Source organism: Nocardioides anomalus (genome assembly GCF_011046535.1).
In the GTDB taxonomy this organism is placed as follows: Bacteria; Actinomycetota; Actinomycetes; order Propionibacteriales; family Nocardioidaceae; genus Nocardioides; species Nocardioides anomalus.
Window position 1 is genome coordinate 4,374,965 of the sequence record NZ_CP049257.1, and the last position, 16,272, is coordinate 4,391,236.

The following is a 16,272-nucleotide window of genomic DNA, read 5'->3' on the forward strand; positions in this document are numbered from 1 at the left end:
GCATGACGCAGACCCCGCAGCGGATCGCGGTCGTCGGCTCCGGCGTGGCCGGGCTGACGGCGGCCTACGTCGCCTCGCGGACCGCGCACGTCACCCTGTTCGAGGCCGACGAGCGCCTCGGCGGCCACGCCGACACCCACCTCGTGCGGGAGGGTGACCGGGAGCTGGCCATCGACACCGGCTTCATCGTGCACAACCCGCGCACCTACCCGGTGCTGCTGCGGCTCTTCGCCGAGCTGGGGATCCGCACGCAGGGCTCGGAGATGTCGATGTCGATCCGCGACGACGGCACCGGCCTGGAGTGGGCGGGCGCGCTCGGTCGCAAGGGCGTGTTCCCGACCCGGGCCAACCTCACCAACCCGCGCTACCTGCGGATGCTGGCCGAGGTCCCGCGCTTCCACCACCGTGCGCAGGCCCTGCTGGCCGACGACGGCCCGGAGCTGACCCTGCGTGAGTTCCTGCGCTCGGGCCGCTTCACGGCGTACTTCCGTCGCCACTTCATGGAGCCCCTCGTGGCCGCGGTGTGGTCCTGCGACCCCGACGTGGCCCTGGACTACCCCGCGCGCTACCTGTTCACCTTCCTCGAGCACCACGGGATGCTCGGCGTCTTCGGCAGCCCGCAGTGGCGCACGGTGACCGGCGGCTCCCAGCAGTACGTCGCCGCGGTGGCCGCGCGGATCCAGTCCGTCCGCACCGGAGCCAAGGTCACCTCGGTGCTCGAGACCGCCGACGGCGTGGTCGTGACCGACGGCAACGGCGTCGCCGAGACCTTCGACGCCCTGGTCATCGCCACCCACCCGGGCCAGGCCCTGGACATGCTGGCGGCCCCGACGCGGCTGCAGCACGACGTGCTGGCGGCCATGCCCTACTCGCACAACGTGGCGCTGCTGCACACCGACGCATCGGTCCTCCCGCGCTCGGAGAACGCCCGCGCGTCGTGGAACTTCGCGCGCCGCACCGAGGGTGCCGGCGAGGTGCTCGTCACCTACGACCTGACCCGGTTGCAGCGCCTGGACACCGACACCCGCTACCTGGTCACGCTCGGGGGCGAGGACCTCATCGACCCGGCCACGGTCCTGGACCGGATGGAGTACGAGCACCCGCTCTACAACCCCGCGTCGGTGGCCGCCCAGGCCCGGCTGCCCGAGATCGACACCGCACGGATCAGCTTCGCCGGCGCCTACCACGGCTGGGGCTTCCACGAGGACGGCGCGCGCTCCGGCCTGCGGGCCGTGGAGCGGCTCGGGCTCAGCTGGCCCGACGTGCTGCCGCACTCCCCCGCCGACGACGTGCCGACCGGCGTCTACGAGACGACCGTCCGCCACACCCGGCGCACGCCGTGGAAGCGCTCCTTCGAGCACCGCTCGCACCTGTGGGTGGTCGACCTCGACGACCTGCCCGACCACGGCGTGCTGGCCCGGTTCGAGGCCCGCGACCACTTGGGCGACCCGGACCTGGGCATCCGCGCCAACGTCGAGGCCTTCCTCGCCCGGCACGGCGTCGACCTCACCGGCGGCCGGGTGGTGATGGCCGCGCAGGCCCGTGCCTTCGGCTACTGCTTCAACCCGATCTCGGTGCACTGGTGCTGGGACGCGGCCGGCGCGCACGTCGCCACCGTGGTCGAGGTGCACAACACCTACGGCGACCGGCACGCCTACCTGGTGCACCCCGACGCGCAGGGACGCGCGGAGACGGACAAGGCCATGTACGTCTCGCCGTTCCACGGCACCGACGGCACCTACGACCTGGTCGTGCCCGTGCCGCACGACGACCGCGTGGACGTGGTCGTGAACCTGACCACCGACGACGGCGCGACCTTCCACGCCTCGCTCAGCGGCCGGCGCACCGGCGCCACCGTGCGTGATGCTGCCCCCGCCGCCCTCAAGGGCTCGCTGCTGATCCGGGCGCACGGCGTCCGGCTGTGGCTGCGACGCTTGCCCGTGCAGACCCGGCCCGCCCACCACCAGGAGGGAGTCGACGCATGACCGACCTGCAGCCCACCCGACGCCACCTCGACGCGAACCACTGGCCCGGCCTCGACGTGGTCCCCACCGGCCCGCGCGCCCGGGTGTCCGCCCGCATCGCGCGGACGCTGTTCCGCGGCGCGGTCCACCGCCTCCCGGTCACCGTCCACGTCGGCGACGCGACGTACGGTCGCGGCGGACCGGTCGCGGTCGTGCACCGCCCCGAGGAGTTCTTCGCGCGGCTCGGGCGCGACCAGCTCATCGGCTTCGGCGAGGCCTACCTCACCGGCGCCTGGGACGCCGAGGACCTCGGCGGCTTCCTCTCCGTCCTCGCCGCCGAGATGCCGCGCCTGGTGCCCGAACCGCTGCAGAAGCTGCGCGGGCTCGTGGTGCGCAAGCCGCCGGCCGAGCAGGTCAGCAGCCCGGAGAACTCCCAGCAGAACATCGCCCACCACTACGACCTGTCCAACGAGCTGTTCCAGCTGTTCCTGGACCGGACCCTCAGCTACTCCTCGGCGCTGTTCGAGGGCGACGAGCCGCTGGAGGAGGCCCAGGTCCGCAAGATCGAGCGGCTGCTCGACCAGGCCCGGGTCGGCGCCGGCACGCGCCTGCTCGAGATCGGCTCGGGCTGGGGCGAACTGGCCATCCGCGCCGCGCGCCGCGGCGCCACCGTCACCACCCTCACGCTCTCGGTCGAGCAGAAGGCGCTGGCCGACGAGCGGATCGCGGCCGCCGGCCTGAGCGACCGGATCTCGGTCGAGCTCCGCGACTACCGCCACGCCCAGGGTGAGTACGACGCCGTCGTATCGGTGGAGATGGTCGAGGCCGTCGGCTGGCAGTACTGGACGACGTACTTCCAGACCATCGACCGGGTCCTCGCGCCGGGCGGCCGGGTGGCGATCCAGGCCATCACCATGCCGCACGACCGGATGCTCGCGACCCGCAACACCTACACGTGGATCAACAAGTACATCTTCCCCGGCGGCTTCCTGCCCTCGGTGCGCGTCATCGACGAGATCACCCGCCAGCACACGACGCTGCGGATGGACGCGCCGTTCGCCATGGGCGCGTCGTACGCGCGGACGCTGCAGCGCTGGGACCAAGCCTTCCTGGCCGCCTCGGACCGGGTGCTGACGCTCGGCTTCGACGAGACCTTCCTGCGGATGTGGCACTTCTACCTGGAGTACTCCCTGGCCGGCTTCGCCTCGGGCTACCTCGACGTGCACCAGCTGACCTTCGAGCGGGCGGCATGACCGCGCCGACGGGTGTCGCGCCGCTGCTGGAGGAGACGCTGCGGCCGTTCCTGCGCGGCGACCTGCCGGTGCGGCTCAAGGCCTGGGACGGCTCGACCGCCGGTCCCGACGACGCCCCGCTGGTCGTGCTCAACTCCCCCGACGCCGTGCGCCGGCTGCTGTGGCACCCGGGCGAGCTCGGCGCCGCGCAGGCCTACGTCACCGGTGAGCTCGACGTCCCCGGCGACCTGGACGAGGCGCTCACCCACGCCTTCGCGGTGGCCGCCCAGCGCGGCCTCTCCGGCGTGCGGCCCACGCCCTCGGCCCTGCTCCAGGCCGTGCGCACCGCGGTCGGCATCGGGGCGCTGGGCCGCCCGCCGGCCGCCCCGCGCTCGCAGGCCAGGCTCCGGGGCCGGCTGCACAGCCCGCTGCGCGACCGGAGCGCGATCTCGTTCCACTACGACCTGTCCAACGAGTTCTACTCGCTCATCCTCGAGCCGCAGATGGCCTACTCGTGCGGCTACCACCGCACGCCCGACGTACCCGTCGAGGAGGCGCAGACCGCCAAGCTCGACCTGGTCTGCCGCAAGCTCGGCCTCGAGCCCGGGATGACCCTGCTCGACGTCGGCTGCGGCTGGGGCTCGCTGTCGCTGCACGCGGCGGAGCACTTCGGCGCGCAGGTCACCGGCATCACCATCGCCGCGGAGCAGAAGCGCTTCATCGACCAGCGCATCCGCGAGCGGGGGCTCGGGGACCGCGTCTCCATCCAGCTGCGCGACTACCGCGACTCCGTCGGCCAGCACGACGCGGTGTCCTCGATCGAGATGGGCGAGCACGTCGGGCAGGACAACTACCCGACGTACGCCGCGGTCCTGCACCGCTCGGTCAAGCCGGGCGGCCGGGTCCTGGTGCAGCAGATGTCGCGGGCCGGCAAGTGGCCCGGCGGCGGGCCGTTCATCGAGAGCTTCATCGCGCCGGACATGTACATGCGCCCGGTCGGCGAGACCGTCGCGTTCTTCGAGCGCGCCGGGCTCGAGGTCCGCGACGTGCACGCCCTGCGCGAGCACTACGTGCTGACCGTGGCGGGGTGGCTGGAGAACTTCCACCGCAACCGCCCGCGCCTGGTCGACCTGGTCGGCGAGGAGGTCGTGCGCGTGTGGGAGCTCTACCTCGTCGGCGGCTCGATGGCCTTCCGTGACGGTCGGATGGGGGTCGACCAGCTGCTCATGGTCCGCCCGGGCGGCGCGCACACGCTGCCGCTGGAGCGCTCCTGGTGAGCGACGTCCTCGTCGCCCTCGTCGTCGGACTGCTCGCCGGCGCGGCCGGCATGACCGCGGCTGCCGTACGGGCCCAGCAGCTCGACAAGGTCGCAGTCGTCGACATCGCGTGGGGCGCCGGCTTCGTGCTCATCGCCCTGGCCTCGGCCGTCGTCGCCTCGCTGGTCGACGACGGCTCGCCGTGGCGGGCGTGGCTGGTCTTCGTGCTCGTCGCGCTGTGGGGCGGCCGGCTGGCCTGGCACGTGCGTCGCCGCGCCGTCGGCGAGCACGGGGGCAAGGAGGACCCGCGGTACGCAGAGATGCTCGGCGGGCCGCCGTCCGAGGTCGGCATGGGCATTGTCGTGCGCCGGGTCTTCCTCACCCAGGGCGTCGTGCAGTGGTTCGTGGCCGGCCCGGTCATGGTCGGCGCCGCCCTGCAGGCGGACTGGTGGCCGCTGGTCCCGGTCGGCGTCGTGGTGTGGGCGGTCGGGCTGTTCTTCGAGGCCGTCGGCGACCGCCAGCTCGCGGCGTACAAGGCGGAGCCCAAGGAGAGCCGTCCGCAGGTGATGGACCGCGGGCTGTGGCGCTACACGCGGCACCCCAACTACTTCGGCGACGCCTGCGTGTGGTGGGGACTGTGGCTGGTCGCCGGGCTCGGCTCCGGCTGGGTGGCCGGCCTGGTCACCGTGCTGTGCCCGGCGGCGATGACGTTCTTCATCTACCAGGTCACCGGCGTGAAGCTGCTGGAGAAGACGATGATGCAGCGCCCCGGCTACCCGGCGTACGCCGCCCGCACGTCGGCCTTCGTGCCGCTGCCGCCCCGCAGGGCCTAGGCCTCGCCGGCCTCGCCGGCCTCGCGGCGCTTCTGCTCCTCGTGGCGCTTGCGCTGCGCCTCGGCCCGGGCGCGGACCTGGGCCAGGAACTCCTCGTCCTTGGCCGGGTCCACCGCCGCGGCGCGGCCGGGGCGGTCGTACTCCGGGAAGGCCGGCTGCTCGCGGTCCCAGGCGCCCATCCGCCGGGTCTGGCCCTGCGGCCGGCCGAAGGCGTACCACGCGATGGTGCCGAGCACGGAGAAGAAGAACACGATGAGCAGCCACGCGATCTTGTTCAGCGCCCGGACCGCGTTCTCGGGGGTCTGGGCCACGTCGATCAGCGTGAACACCCACACCGCGAACGCCACCACGCTGACGAGCAGCTCGAGCTTGATCACCGCCGCAGTGTGACCCCTGGGGGCCGCCGCTGTCTCTGGTCCGTGGGGGTGGTCCCGGTCACCGGGCGTTCACCTCACCTGCCTAGGCTCCTGCGGTGACCGACGCGGGGGACGCCGAGCTGGGCGAGGAGCTGGTCCGCCTGGCGTCGGCCGACAACTTCCGTGACGTGGCCGGCCCGGACACGGCGTACGTCGCCGCGGACGGGACACCGCTGCGCCGCGGGGTGGCCTACCGCTCCAACGAGCTGCAGCTGAGCGACGCCGACGCGACGACCATCGCGGGGCTGGGCGTCACCGACATCTACGACCTGCGGACGGCGCACGAGGTCGAGGAGCACCCGGACGTGGAGGTGGCCGGGGCGACGTGGCACCACCTCGAGGTCGGCGGCATCCCGATGCTCGAGCTCGAGCACCTCTCGACGCGAGAGGCGGCCGACGAGGTGATGCGGTCGGTCTACCGGAGCTTCGTGGAGTCGCCCGAGGCGCGCGCGGCGTTCGCGCAGCTCCTGCGGCACGTGGCCGAGGAGCGCGCGGGCGCGACGCTGTTCCACTGTGCGGCCGGCAAGGACCGCACGGGGTGGGGCGCGGCGCTGCTGCTGCACGTGGCCGGGGTCGCCGACGAGGTGGTCCTCGAGGACTACCTGTTGACCAACACCTTCTCCAGCGCCACCCGCGAGAAGTACCTCGGGCTGGTCCGCGAGCACCTCGGCGCGGACAAGGTCGAGGTCTACGAGGTCGCCATGCTGGTGAGCGAGGGCTTCCTGCAGGAGGCCCTCGACGCCGTCGCCGCGTCGTACGGCGACCTGGCGGGCTACCTGCGCGACGGGCTGGGGCTCGAGGAGGAGACGCTGGCGCGGTTGCGCGCCAGACTGCGGGCATGAGCCCCGACCGCCCGGCGTACGCCTGGCGTGCGGTCGGTGTCGTCGTCGCCGTCCAAGCGGTGGTGCTGCTCGCGATGGCGCCGTTCTACGGCCCGCACCGCGACGAGCTCTACTTCGTGGCCGCGGGCCGGCGGCTCGCGTGGGGCTACCCGGACCAGCCGTCCTTCACCCCGCTCCTGGCCCGCCTGGCCACCGAGGTCGCGCCGCACTCGCCGGTCGTGCTGCGGCTGCCGTCGCTGCTGGCCGTGGTCGGCCTGGTGCTCCCTCGCGGTGCAGTACGCGCGGCTGCTCGGCGCCGCCCGCCGCGGCCAGGTGCTGACCGCGGCCGTGGTCGCGAGCAGCGTGGTGGTGATGGCGCTCGGCCACCGGCTGAGCACGGCCACCTTCGACACGCTGGCGTGGACCGCGGTCCTGGTGCTCGTCACCCAGGCGCTGGTCGACGACCGGCCGCGGCTGTGGCTGGTCGCCGGCGTGGTGGCGGGCGTGGGGCTGAACAACAAGCACGCCGTGGTCTTCCTGCTGTTCGGGGTGCTGGTCGCACTGGCCCTCGACCCGATCCACCGGCCGGTGCTGCGGACCCGCTGGCCGTGGCTGGCCGGGCTCGTCGCCGCGGTCATGTGGGTGCCCAACCTGGTGTGGCAGGCCCAGCACGGCTGGCCGGTGCTCGACCTGTCCGCGGACATCGCCGACGAGTACGGCGGCGTCGGCGGTCGGGTGCAGCTCGTGGTCCAGGCGGTGCTGATCTTCAGCCCGCTCATGTTCCTGGTCTGGGCGCGCGGGCTCGGCGCGCTGCTGCGCGACGCGCGCTGGCGGGCGGTCCGGCTCCCGGCGTACGTCTTCGTGGTCGTGCTCGTGGTCTTCCTGGTCACCGGCGGCAAGGCCTACTACCTGGCCGGCGCGATCGTGCCGCTGCTCGCGGCCGGGTGCACCTGGGTCGCCGAGCGCTGGCCCAGCCACGCCGACGAGCTCGGCTTCGTGCTCGCGCTCTCCGCCGTCGTGGCCTGGCCCGCGCTGGTTCCGGTCCTCCCCGCGGCGACGTACGCCGGCTCGTTCTACCCCTCGATCGACGACGACCAGCCCGAGACGATCGGCTGGCCGACGTACGCCGCACAGGTGCGCGACGTGGTCCGCGACCTGCCCGACGCGGCGGTGGTGTTCACCGGCAACTACGGGGAGGGCGGGGCCTTCGAGTGGTACGGGGTGGGCGCGCCCGTCTACTCGGGTCACAACGGCTGGCGCGACTGGGGACCCCCACCGGACGGCGCGGCCCCGGTCGTGGTGGTCGGCTTCGACCCGGACGACGCGGACTTCACCGGGTGCGAGCAGCGCACCACCCTGCACAACCGCTACGGCCTGGACAACGAGGAGGAGGGCCTGCCGGTGTGGGTGTGCGACGGACCGGCCGGCTCGTGGTCCTCAGTCTGGGCGCGGCTGGTGCACTACGACGCCTGATTCCTGGCGACGGCCACGCGGACCAGCGCCTGGAACGCCTCGGCGTCGAGCTCGTCGCCCTCGTGCAGGTCGACCGCACGGCGGGTGCCGGCGTCGAGGCTGGCGTTGAAGATCCCGGCCGGGTCGTCGAGCGAGGCGCCCTGGGCGAAGGTGAGCTTCACCTTGTCCTTGTAGGTCTCCAGCGTGCAGACGATCCCGTCGCGGGAGAAGGTCGGGACGCCGTCGGGGTTGGTGGGCTTCCTCCACTTGGCCTCCTCCTCGATCTCGGGGTCGGCCTGCAGGATCAGCTCGCGGGCCCGCTGGGCCGTGGCAGTGCGCCAGTCGTCGCTCATGGTCCCTTCTTACCGCGTGGACCGGGGTCGTCGACGACGAGGAGCTCTCCGGTCTGCGGATCCTCGAAGCTGACCTCGACGATCTCGGCCGACTTGTGCATCTGGGCGCGCACGTAGCTGGCGTACGCGCGGCGGTCGGCCTCGGTCAGGTCGGAGCGGTCCACGAAGAGCGAGGCGAGCGAGCGCGGCCAGAGCCGACGGGCGAGGACGGTGTTGACCTCCATGCCCAGCACGCCGACGAACGCCGCCACGTAGATGACGCCGATGAGGCCGAGCACCAGCCCGAACACGCCGCTCATGCCCGCGGTCTCCCGCAGCACGCGGGTCGTGTAGACCGTGCCGACGTACTGCAGGCCCTGCCACAGCACCGCGACCGTGAACGCCCCCGGCGCCGCCCGTCCCAGGTGGTGCCGACGGGCCGCGGCCAGCCGGAACACCGCCGTGAGCACCAACCCGATGAGCAGCACCGTGAGCAGCCGGACCGCCCAGCGCAGCGTGGTGTCCAACCGCGGGCCGAACACCTCGGTCTCGCTGCCGATCGTGGACACCGTGGTGATGGCCAGCACCGAGGCGCCGGCGATGACCAGGAGTCCGAGGCTCTTGAGCCGCAGCCGGACCAGGTTGGGGCGCCGGTTGCGCGGCACCGACCACGTGGTGTTGAGCGCGTTCTGCAGCGCCTGGCCCAGGCCGAGCGAGCCGTACGTCGCCGCGAGGATCCCGACCACGGTGCTGGTCGTCGAGCCCTGGAGCCGCTCGGGCCGCCCGAGCTCGTCGCCGATGATCGGGAAGGTCCCGAGCGCGGAGTCGATGACCCGCTTCTGCAGCTCCGCGTCGCCCTGGAGGAAGAAGCCGAAGATGGTCACCGCGAGCAGCAGCAGCGGGAAGATCGCGAGCAGGGCGTAGAAGCTGATGATGGCCGCGAGGTAGGGCCCCTGGTCGTCGAAGAACTTGTAGAAGGTGGCCACGGGGAAGCCGAGCACCGACCGCTTGCGCTGCGCGCGATCGAGTGCGCCGACGAACCCCACGGCGATGACGCTACCGAGCGTTCCGCGACGACACGGCGGCGACGCCCTAGTCTCCTGCCATGCCCCGTGTCCCGGGCGCCGTCGCGCTCGCCGCCCTGCTCCTCGGCGTCGCCGGGCCCGCCTCCGCGACCACCACGGTCGCCGGCCGGGACCCGGCCCGCGACGTGCTGAGCCGAGGGGTGACCGACGACGGCAAGCCGCATCACCCGGAGCCGGCGCAGCGGGTCGGCGACATCGTCCGGCTCACCGCGACGTACGGCTCTGAGCTGGTCGTCACCACCAAGGTGCGCCAGCTGTCCTCGCGCGACGACCAGGACTTCAGCTGGTTGCTCAGGACCTCGGAGGACCGCTTCACCTGGTTCGCGGACTACACCCTCCCGGCCGGGCGCGACCGCGGCATCTTCGTGCTCATCGACCCCGTCGCCAACGAGCCCGACTGCGGCAGCGTGCGCCTGGACCGCGCGGCCCGCACCGTCACCCTCATCATCCCCGCCGACTGCCTCGGGTCACCGGCGTGGGTGCGGGTCGCCCACGGCGTGCGCGTCTACAGCCCCACCAAGGAGTACGCCGACGACGCCCAGCGCGCCGGGGACGTGCGCAACAGCGGCTGGCGGTTCGGACCGGAGCTGGGTGCGTAGGTAGGCCGGGGCCCGGACCTACGATCGCCCGGTGAGCGCGACGCTGGTGGCGAAGGGCCTGGCCGGTGGGCACGGGCACCGCGTGCTCTTCGAGGCCCTGGACCTCACCGTCGCCCCGGGCGACGTGGTCGGCGTCGTCGGGGCCAACGGCGCCGGGAAGACGACGCTGCTGCGCATCCTCGCCGGCGACCTGGCACCGCTGGACGGGTCGGTCACCACCGCGCCCGGCGACGCGTTCGTGGGCTGGCTCCCACAGGAGCACGAGCGGATCGCCGGCGAGACGGTCGGGCAGTACGTCGCCCGGCGTACCGGCGCCACGGCCGCGACCGAGGCCATGGAGCGGACCGCCGCCGCGCTCGGCAGCGGCGACGACGCGGACGAGGCGTACGCCCGGGCCCTCGACCACTGGCTGGCCAGCGGCGCGCCGGACCTCGACGACCGGCTGCCTCCGGTGCTGGCCGAGCTCGGCCTCGACGTCGGCGCGGAGGCGCTGATGACCTCGCTCTCGGGCGGCCAGGCGGCCCGGGCCGCGCTGGCCGCGCTCCTGCTGAGCCGCTTCGACGTCGCGCTGCTCGACGAGCCCACCAACGACCTCGACCTCGCCGGGCTCGAACGGCTGGAGGCGTTCGTGCGCGGCCTGCGGGCCGGCGTCGTGCTGGTCTCCCACGACCGCGAGTTCCTCTCCCGCGTGGTGACCAAGGTGGTCGAGCTCGACCTGGCCCAGCACCAGGTCGCGGTCCACGACGGCGGCTACGACGCCTACCTCGAGGAGCGCGCGACCGCCCGCCGGCACGCGCGCGAGGCCTACGAGGAGTACGCCGAGAAGAAGGCCGACCTGGTGGGCCGGGCCCGGACCCAGCGCGAGTGGAGCTCGCAGGGCGTGCGCAACGCGATGCGCAAGTCCCCCGACAACGACAAGATCCGGCGCCGGGCCCAGTCGGAGTCCTCGGAGAAGCAGGCGCAGAAGGTGCGTCAGATGGAGTCGCGGATCGCCCGGATGGAGGAGGTGGAGGAGCCGCGCAAGGAGTGGGCGCTGCGCTTCTCGATCGCCGCGGCTCCGCGGTCCAGCTCGGTGGTCGCCACCCTGGACCAGGTCACCGCGGAGCTCGGCGACTTCACCCTCGGTCCGGTCTCGCTCCAGGTCGTCGCCGGCGAGCGCATCGGCGTGACCGGTGCGAACGGCGCCGGCAAGACCACGTTGCTGCGGCTGCTCCTCGGGCGGCTGGCCCCGACGACCGGGCGAGCCTCCCTGGGTGCCTCCGTCGCGGTCGGCGAGATCGACCAGGCGCGCACCGGGCTGGCCGAGGCCCGGCCCCTGGGCGAGGCGTTCGAGGCGGCGGTGCCGTCGATGGCCCCCGCCGACGTGCGCACCCTGCTGGCCAAGTTCGGGCTCAAGACCGACCAGGTCACCAGCCTGGTCGGCCACCTGTCACCGGGCGAGCGGACCCGGGCGGCCATGGCGCTGCTGCAGGCCCGTGGCGTGAACCTGCTCGTCCTCGACGAGCCCACCAACCACCTCGACCTGCCGGCGATCGAGCAGCTCGAGGAGGCGCTGGAGTCCTACGACGGCGCGCTGCTCCTGGTCTCGCACGACCGCCGCCTGCTCGACCACGTCCGCCTCGACCAGCGCTGGCGGGTCGAGGCCGGACGGGTCGACACTCAGTAGCTCTTGGGCAGACCCAGGGAGTGCATGGCCACGAAGTTGAGGATCATCTCCCGGCTGACCGGGGCGATCCGGCCGGCGCGGGTGGCCACCAGGAGGCCGGCCATGCCGTACTCCTGGGTGATCCCGTTGCCGCCGTGGGTCTGCACCGCGGTGTCGGCGGCGTGGCACGCGGCCTCCGCGGCGGCGTACTTGGCCATGTTGGCCGCCTCGCCCGACGCCAGGTCGTCGCCCGCGTCGTAGAGGGCGGCGGCCTTCTGGGTCATCAGCCGGGCCAGCTCGGTCTCGATGTGGCACTGGGCGAGCGGGTGCGCGATGGCCTGGTGCGAGCCGATCGGGCCCTGGAAGACCGTGCGCTCCTTGGCGTACGCCGAGGCCTTCTCGATGGCGAAACGGGCCAGGCCGGTGGAGAACGACGCGGCCATGATCCGCTCGGGGTTGAGGCCGGCGAACAGCTGCACGAGGCCGCCGTCCTCGTCGCCGACGATCGCGTCGGCCGGGAGCCGCACGTCGTCGATGAAGACCTGGAACTGCAGCTCGGGGCTGACGATCTCCATGGGGATCGACTGGTACTCGAAACCGGCCGCGTCGGTCGGCACCACGAAGAGCACCGGCTTGACCTTGCCCGTCCTGGCGTCCTCGGCGCGGGCGACCACCAGCACGTTCTCGGCCTCGTCCACGCCGGAGATCCAGACCTTGCGGCCGTTGAGGACCCACTCGTCGCCGTCCCTGCGGGCGGTCGTGGTGATGTTGTGGGTGTTGGTCCCCGCGTCGGGCTCGGTGATGGCGAAGGCCATGGTCCCGGTGCCGTCGCAGATGCCCGGCAGCCAGCGCCGCTTCTGCTCGTCGGTGCCGTAGCGGTTGATGATCGTCCCGCAGATCGCCGGGCTCACGACCATGAGCAGCAGCGGGCAGCCCTGCGCGGCCAGCTCCTCGCAGACCGCGGCGATGTCGCCGATGCCGCCCCCGCCCCCGCCGTACTCCTCGGGGATGTTGATGCCCAGGTAGCCGAACTTGCCGATCTCCAGCCACAGCTCGGTGGTCTTCTCGCCCGAGCGCGCCTTGTCGGTGAACCACTCGCGGCCGAACTTCGCCGCCAGCTTCGCCACCTCCCGCCGCAGCGTCTGGCGCTCCTCGGTCTCGCTGAACTCGCTCACTGTTCCTCCACCACTGCCAGGACCTCTCCGGCGGCGACCTGCGCACCGGGTCGTACGTCGAGCTGGGTCACCGTGCCCGCGCCGGGCGCGCGCACGGTGTGCTGCATCTTCATGGCCTCGAGGACCAGGACGGGCTGGCCGGCCTCGACCTCCTCGCCCTGCTGCACGTGGACGGCCACGACCGTCCCGGGCATCGGCGCCAGCAGGCTGCCGGTCGCCACCGCGTCGGCCGGGTCGACGAACCGCGGCTTGCGCGTCAGCGTCACGTGGCCGCCGGGCCAGTCGACGTCGACGCTCAGCCCGCTCGGCCCGCTCACCGTCACGGCGTACGTCGTGCGCACGCCGTCGTGCTCGAGGGTCACGCTGGTCGGGCTGGCCGCGACCGCCCCGCCCGGCCACCACGTCACGTCGCCGGACTCGAACGACGTGAGCTGCGGCTGGCTCGGCACGTTGCGCCAGGCCACCGGGATGCCGCGCTGGACGGTCCGCTCGGCCCTGGCCCGCTCGGCCAGCGCGTGCGCCGCGGCCTCCATGGCCCGGCTCGGGTCGGTCTCGGGCAGCTCGATCTCGGCCAGCAGCGCGGTGCTGACCTCGCCGGCCAGGAACCGCTGGTCGCGCAGCACGGCGACCAGCTGGTCGCGGTTGGTGCGCACGCCGTGGATCCGGGCGCGCTCGAGGACCCCCGCCAGCTTGCGTGCGGCCAGCTCACGCGTCGGCGCGTGCGCCACGACCTTGGCCAGCATCGCGTCGTAGTGCGTCGAGACCGTGCTCCCCGACTCGTAGCCCGCGTCGACCCGCACGCCGTCGGGCACCTCGAATAGCGTCAGCAAGCCGCTCTGCGGCGCGTAGTCCGCCGCCGGGTCCTCGGCGTACAGGCGGACCTCGATGGCGTGTCCGCCAACCGCGCAATCGTTAACCGGTTGTCGTACCTCTGAGCGTGAATCTGTGCCAACCACCCAACCGTTGACCGGTGGGCGTTCCCCAGGGGACCCACCAGCCTCAGCAGCCTCGAGCTGCAGGGCGACCAGGTCGATGCCGTGGACGGCCTCGGTGACGGGGTGCTCGACCTGGAGGCGGGTGTTCATCTCCAGGAAGAAGAAGCGCTCGGTGTCGGGGTCGTAGAGGAACTCCACGGTCCCGGCGCCGCGGTAGTCGATGGCCTCGGCGGCCTTGCGGGCGGCCTCGTGCAGCGCGGCGCGGACGTCGTCGGACAGGCCGGGGGCCGGGGCCTCCTCGACCACCTTCTGGTGGCGGCGCTGGAGCGAGCAGTCGCGGTCGCCGTAGACGGTGGTGCCGACGACCTGGACCTCGACGTGACGGCCGCGCTCGACGTACGGCTCGACGAAGACCGTGCCGTCGCCGAACGCCGAGAGGGCCTCGGCCTCGGCGGCGGCGATCTCGGCGTCGAGCACGTCCAGCGAGCGGACCACGCGCATGCCGCGGCCGCCGCCGCCGGCCGAGGCCTTGACCAGCAGCGGCAGGTCGGCCTCGGTCGGCTCCTCCGGGGCCTCGAGCGTGGGTACGCCGGCCCCGCGCATCAGCCGCTTGGCCTCGATCTTGGAGCCCATGGCCTCGATCGACTCCGGCGCCGGGCCGACCCAGGTGAGGCCGGCGGCCTCGACCGCATGGGCGAAGGCGGCGTTCTCGGACAGGAAGCCGTAGCCGGGGTGGACCGCGTCCGCGCCGGCCGCGCGGGCGGCGGCCAGGACCGCGTCGGCGTCGAGGTAGGTCTCGGCGGGAGTGTTCCCCGGGAGGCGTACGGCGAGGTCGGCCTCGCGGACGTACGGCAGCCCCGCGTCGGCGTCGGAGTGGACCGCGACGGTGGCGATGCCGAGCGAGCGGCAGGTGCGGAAGACGCGGCTGGCGATCTCGGCGCGGTTGGCCACGAGCAGGCGGTCGATCACGGCCGGAACACCCCGAAGCGGTCGGTGCCGGCGAAGGGCTTGTTCTCGATCACCGACAGGCAGATGGCCAGGATCGTGCGGGTGTCGCGGGGGTCGATGACGCCGTCGTCGTAGAGCATCCCGGAGAGGAAGAACGGCAGGCTCTGCTCCTCGACCGAGGCCTCGACGAACTCGCGCATGCCGCGGTCGGCCTCCTCGTCGTAGGCCTGCCCGCGGGCCTCGGCCGACGCGCGCGCGACGATCGAGAGGACGCCGGCCAGCTGGGCCGGGCCCATGACCGCGGACTTCGCGCTGGGCCAGGTGAAGAGGAAGCGGGGGTCGTAGGCGCGCCCGTTCATGCCGTAGTTCCCGGCGCCGTAGGACGCGCCCATGATCACGCTGAGGTGCGGGACGCGGGAGTTGGAGACGGCGTTGATCATCATCGCGCCGTGCTTGATGATCCCGCCCTGCTCGTACTCCCGGCCGACCATGTAGCCGGTCGTGTTGTGCAGGAACAGCAGTGGGGTGTCGACCTGGTTGGCCAGCTGGATGAACTGCGTGGCCTTCTGCGCCTCCTCGCTGAACAGCACACCCTGGGCGTTGGCCAGGATGCCGATCGGGCGCCCGTGGATCCGGGCCCAGCCGGTGACCAGCGAGGGACCGTAGAGCGGCTTGAACTCGTCGAAGGCCACCGCGTTGCTCGCCGAGACGCCGTCGCAGAGCCGGGCGATGACCTCGCGGGGGTCGAAGGGCTCCTTGAGGTCGGTCGGGATGAGGTCGAGCAGCTCGTCGGGGTCGGCGTCCGGCTCGGCGTACGACGCGGGGTCGGGCTCGGCGTACGCCTTGCGGTGGTTGAGCCTCGCCACGATGCGACGACCGATCCGGATGGCGTCGCGCTCGTCCTCGGCCAGGTAGTCGGCCAGTCCGGAGGTGCGCGCGTGCATCTCGGCGCCGCCGAGCGACTCGTCGTCGGACTCCTCGCCGGTGGCCATCTTGACCAGCGGCGGACCGCCGAGGAACACCTTGGCCTGCTCCTTGACCATGACGGTGTAGTCGGACATGCCGGGGACGTAGGCGCCGCCGGCGGTGGAGTTGCCGAAGACCATCGCGATGGTCGGCTCCTTGCGCGCGCTGGCGCGGGTGAGGTCGCGGAACAGCTTGCCGCCAGGGATGAAGATCTCCTTCTGCGTCGGCAGGTCCGCACCACCGGACTCGACCAGGGAGACGGTGGGCAGGCCGTTCTCCTCGGCGATCTGGCTGGCCCGGAAGATCTTCTTGACCGTCCAGGGGTTCGAGGCGCCGCCCTTCACCGACGGGTCGTTGGCGGTGATCATGCACTCCACGCCCTCGACCACGCCGATGCCGGTGACCACGCTCGCGCCGACGGTGAAGTCCGAGCCCCAGCCGGCCAGCGGCGACAGCTCGAGGAAGGCCGAGCCCTCGTCGACGAGCAGCTCGATGCGCTCGCGGGGCATCAGCTTGCCGCGCGCGTGGTGGCGGTCGACGTACTTCTCGCCGCCGCCGGCCACGGCCTCGGCGTGCTCGGCGTCGAGGGCCTCGAGCTTCTCGAGCATCGCCG

14 protein-coding genes are annotated in these 16,272 nt (G+C 72.8%); 8 read left to right on the plus strand and 6 right to left on the minus strand.

All coding sequences use genetic code 11. The features are described from left to right. Positions 1 to 2: 2 nt before the first annotated feature. From G5V58_RS21810 to G5V58_RS21825, 4 genes are read left to right on the plus strand one after another with little or no spacing between them, the layout of a single operon-like run. Positions 3 to 1,985 carry an FAD-dependent oxidoreductase gene (locus G5V58_RS21810; protein WP_165237220.1) on the plus strand — a complete coding sequence of 661 codons (1,983 nt, stop codon included), beginning with the start codon at positions 3 to 5 and terminating at the stop codon, positions 1,983 to 1,985. Next, positions 1,982 to 3,217: an SAM-dependent methyltransferase gene (locus G5V58_RS21815; protein WP_165237222.1), complete on the plus strand. Its 1,236-nt coding sequence runs from the start codon at positions 1,982 to 1,984 to the stop codon at positions 3,215 to 3,217. The genes G5V58_RS21810 and G5V58_RS21815 overlap by 4 nt, the downstream gene beginning before the upstream one ends. After that, on the plus strand, positions 3,214 to 4,473 hold the full coding sequence (locus G5V58_RS21820) for an SAM-dependent methyltransferase (protein ID WP_165237224.1): 1,260 nt from the start codon (positions 3,214 to 3,216) through the stop codon (positions 4,471 to 4,473). Before G5V58_RS21815 ends, G5V58_RS21820 begins: the two co-directional genes overlap by 4 nt. Then, a complete protein-coding gene (locus tag G5V58_RS21825; protein WP_230486839.1) occupies positions 4,470 to 5,285 on the plus strand; it encodes a DUF1295 domain-containing protein in 816 nt (271 codons plus the stop codon). The genes G5V58_RS21820 and G5V58_RS21825 overlap by 4 nt, the downstream gene beginning before the upstream one ends. Here G5V58_RS21825 and G5V58_RS21830 read toward each other — a convergent pair. Further along, entirely contained in the window at positions 5,282 to 5,662 is a 381-nt protein-coding gene (locus tag G5V58_RS21830) for a PLD nuclease N-terminal domain-containing protein (RefSeq protein WP_165237226.1), read from the minus strand. The two genes, G5V58_RS21825 and G5V58_RS21830, sit on opposite strands and share 4 nt — an antisense overlap. Before the next feature lie 95 nt (positions 5,663 to 5,757). On the opposite strand from G5V58_RS21830, the gene G5V58_RS21835 reads away from it, so the two are divergent. Together G5V58_RS21835 and G5V58_RS21840 are read left to right on the plus strand one after the other, a co-directional pair. Next, positions 5,758 to 6,543, plus strand: a complete 786-nt coding sequence (locus tag G5V58_RS21835) for a tyrosine-protein phosphatase (RefSeq protein ID WP_165237228.1) — start codon at positions 5,758 to 5,760, stop codon at positions 6,541 to 6,543. Positions 6,544 to 6,813: 270 nt separating this feature from the next. Next, positions 6,814 to 7,995, plus strand: coding sequence for a glycosyltransferase family 39 protein (locus G5V58_RS21840; RefSeq protein ID WP_165237230.1), 1,182 nt, complete (start codon positions 6,814 to 6,816; stop codon positions 7,993 to 7,995). On the opposite strand, the gene G5V58_RS21845 is transcribed toward G5V58_RS21840, so the two are convergent. Then, positions 7,983 to 8,327: a DUF1801 domain-containing protein gene (locus tag G5V58_RS21845; RefSeq protein WP_165237232.1), complete on the minus strand. Its 345-nt coding sequence runs from the start codon at positions 8,325 to 8,327 to the stop codon at positions 7,983 to 7,985. The genes G5V58_RS21840 and G5V58_RS21845 overlap by 13 nt on opposite strands. Then, complete coding sequence (locus tag G5V58_RS21850) at positions 8,324 to 9,352, minus strand: YihY/virulence factor BrkB family protein (protein ID WP_165237234.1); 1,029 nt, start codon at positions 9,350 to 9,352, stop codon at positions 8,324 to 8,326. Before G5V58_RS21850 ends, G5V58_RS21845 begins: the two co-directional genes overlap by 4 nt. Positions 9,353 to 9,411: 59 nt before the next feature. Between G5V58_RS21850 and G5V58_RS21855 the strand changes: the two genes are divergently transcribed. Further along, complete coding sequence (locus G5V58_RS21855; RefSeq protein WP_165237236.1) at positions 9,412 to 9,990, plus strand: hypothetical protein; 579 nt, start codon at positions 9,412 to 9,414, stop codon at positions 9,988 to 9,990. 31 nt (positions 9,991 to 10,021) lie between these two features. Further along, entirely contained in the window at positions 10,022 to 11,656 is a 1,635-nt protein-coding gene (locus tag G5V58_RS21860; protein WP_165237238.1) for an ABC-F family ATP-binding cassette domain-containing protein, read from the plus strand. Here the strand turns inward: G5V58_RS21860 and G5V58_RS21865 are convergent. From G5V58_RS21865 to G5V58_RS21875, 3 genes are read right to left on the minus strand one after another with little or no spacing between them, the layout of a single operon-like run. Next, positions 11,650 to 12,810: an acyl-CoA dehydrogenase family protein gene (locus G5V58_RS21865; protein ID WP_165237240.1), complete on the minus strand. Its 1,161-nt coding sequence runs from the start codon at positions 12,808 to 12,810 to the stop codon at positions 11,650 to 11,652. The two genes, G5V58_RS21860 and G5V58_RS21865, sit on opposite strands and share 7 nt — an antisense overlap. After that, positions 12,807 to 14,714, minus strand: coding sequence for an ATP-binding protein (locus G5V58_RS21870; RefSeq protein ID WP_165237242.1), 1,908 nt, complete (start codon positions 14,712 to 14,714; stop codon positions 12,807 to 12,809). Before G5V58_RS21870 ends, G5V58_RS21865 begins: the two co-directional genes overlap by 4 nt. Next, positions 14,711 to 16,267 (minus strand): acyl-CoA carboxylase subunit beta, encoded by a 1,557-nt coding sequence (locus G5V58_RS21875; protein WP_165239470.1) that lies wholly within the window; start codon positions 16,265 to 16,267, stop codon positions 14,711 to 14,713. Before G5V58_RS21875 ends, G5V58_RS21870 begins: the two co-directional genes overlap by 4 nt. Positions 16,268 to 16,272: the final 5 nt, after the last annotated feature.

Bases quoted from the DNA above. Each gene is read 5' to 3' on its own strand.
- G5V58_RS21810 (WP_165237220.1), top strand. From the start codon at position 3: ATGACGCAGACCCCGCAGCGGATCGCGGTCGTCGGCTCCGGCGTGGCC.
- G5V58_RS21815 (WP_165237222.1), top strand. From the start codon at position 1,982: ATGACCGACCTGCAGCCCACCCGACGCCACCTCGACGCGAACCACTGG.
- G5V58_RS21820 (WP_165237224.1), top strand. From the start codon at position 3,214: ATGACCGCGCCGACGGGTGTCGCGCCGCTGCTGGAGGAGACGCTGCGG.
- G5V58_RS21845 (WP_165237232.1), bottom strand. From the start codon at position 8,327: ATGAGCGACGACTGGCGCACTGCCACGGCCCAGCGGGCCCGCGAGCTG.
- G5V58_RS21855 (WP_165237236.1), top strand. From the start codon at position 9,412: ATGCCCCGTGTCCCGGGCGCCGTCGCGCTCGCCGCCCTGCTCCTCGGC.
- G5V58_RS21875 (WP_165239470.1), bottom strand. From the start codon at position 16,267: ATGCTCGAGAAGCTCGAGGCCCTCGACGCCGAGCACGCCGAGGCCGTG.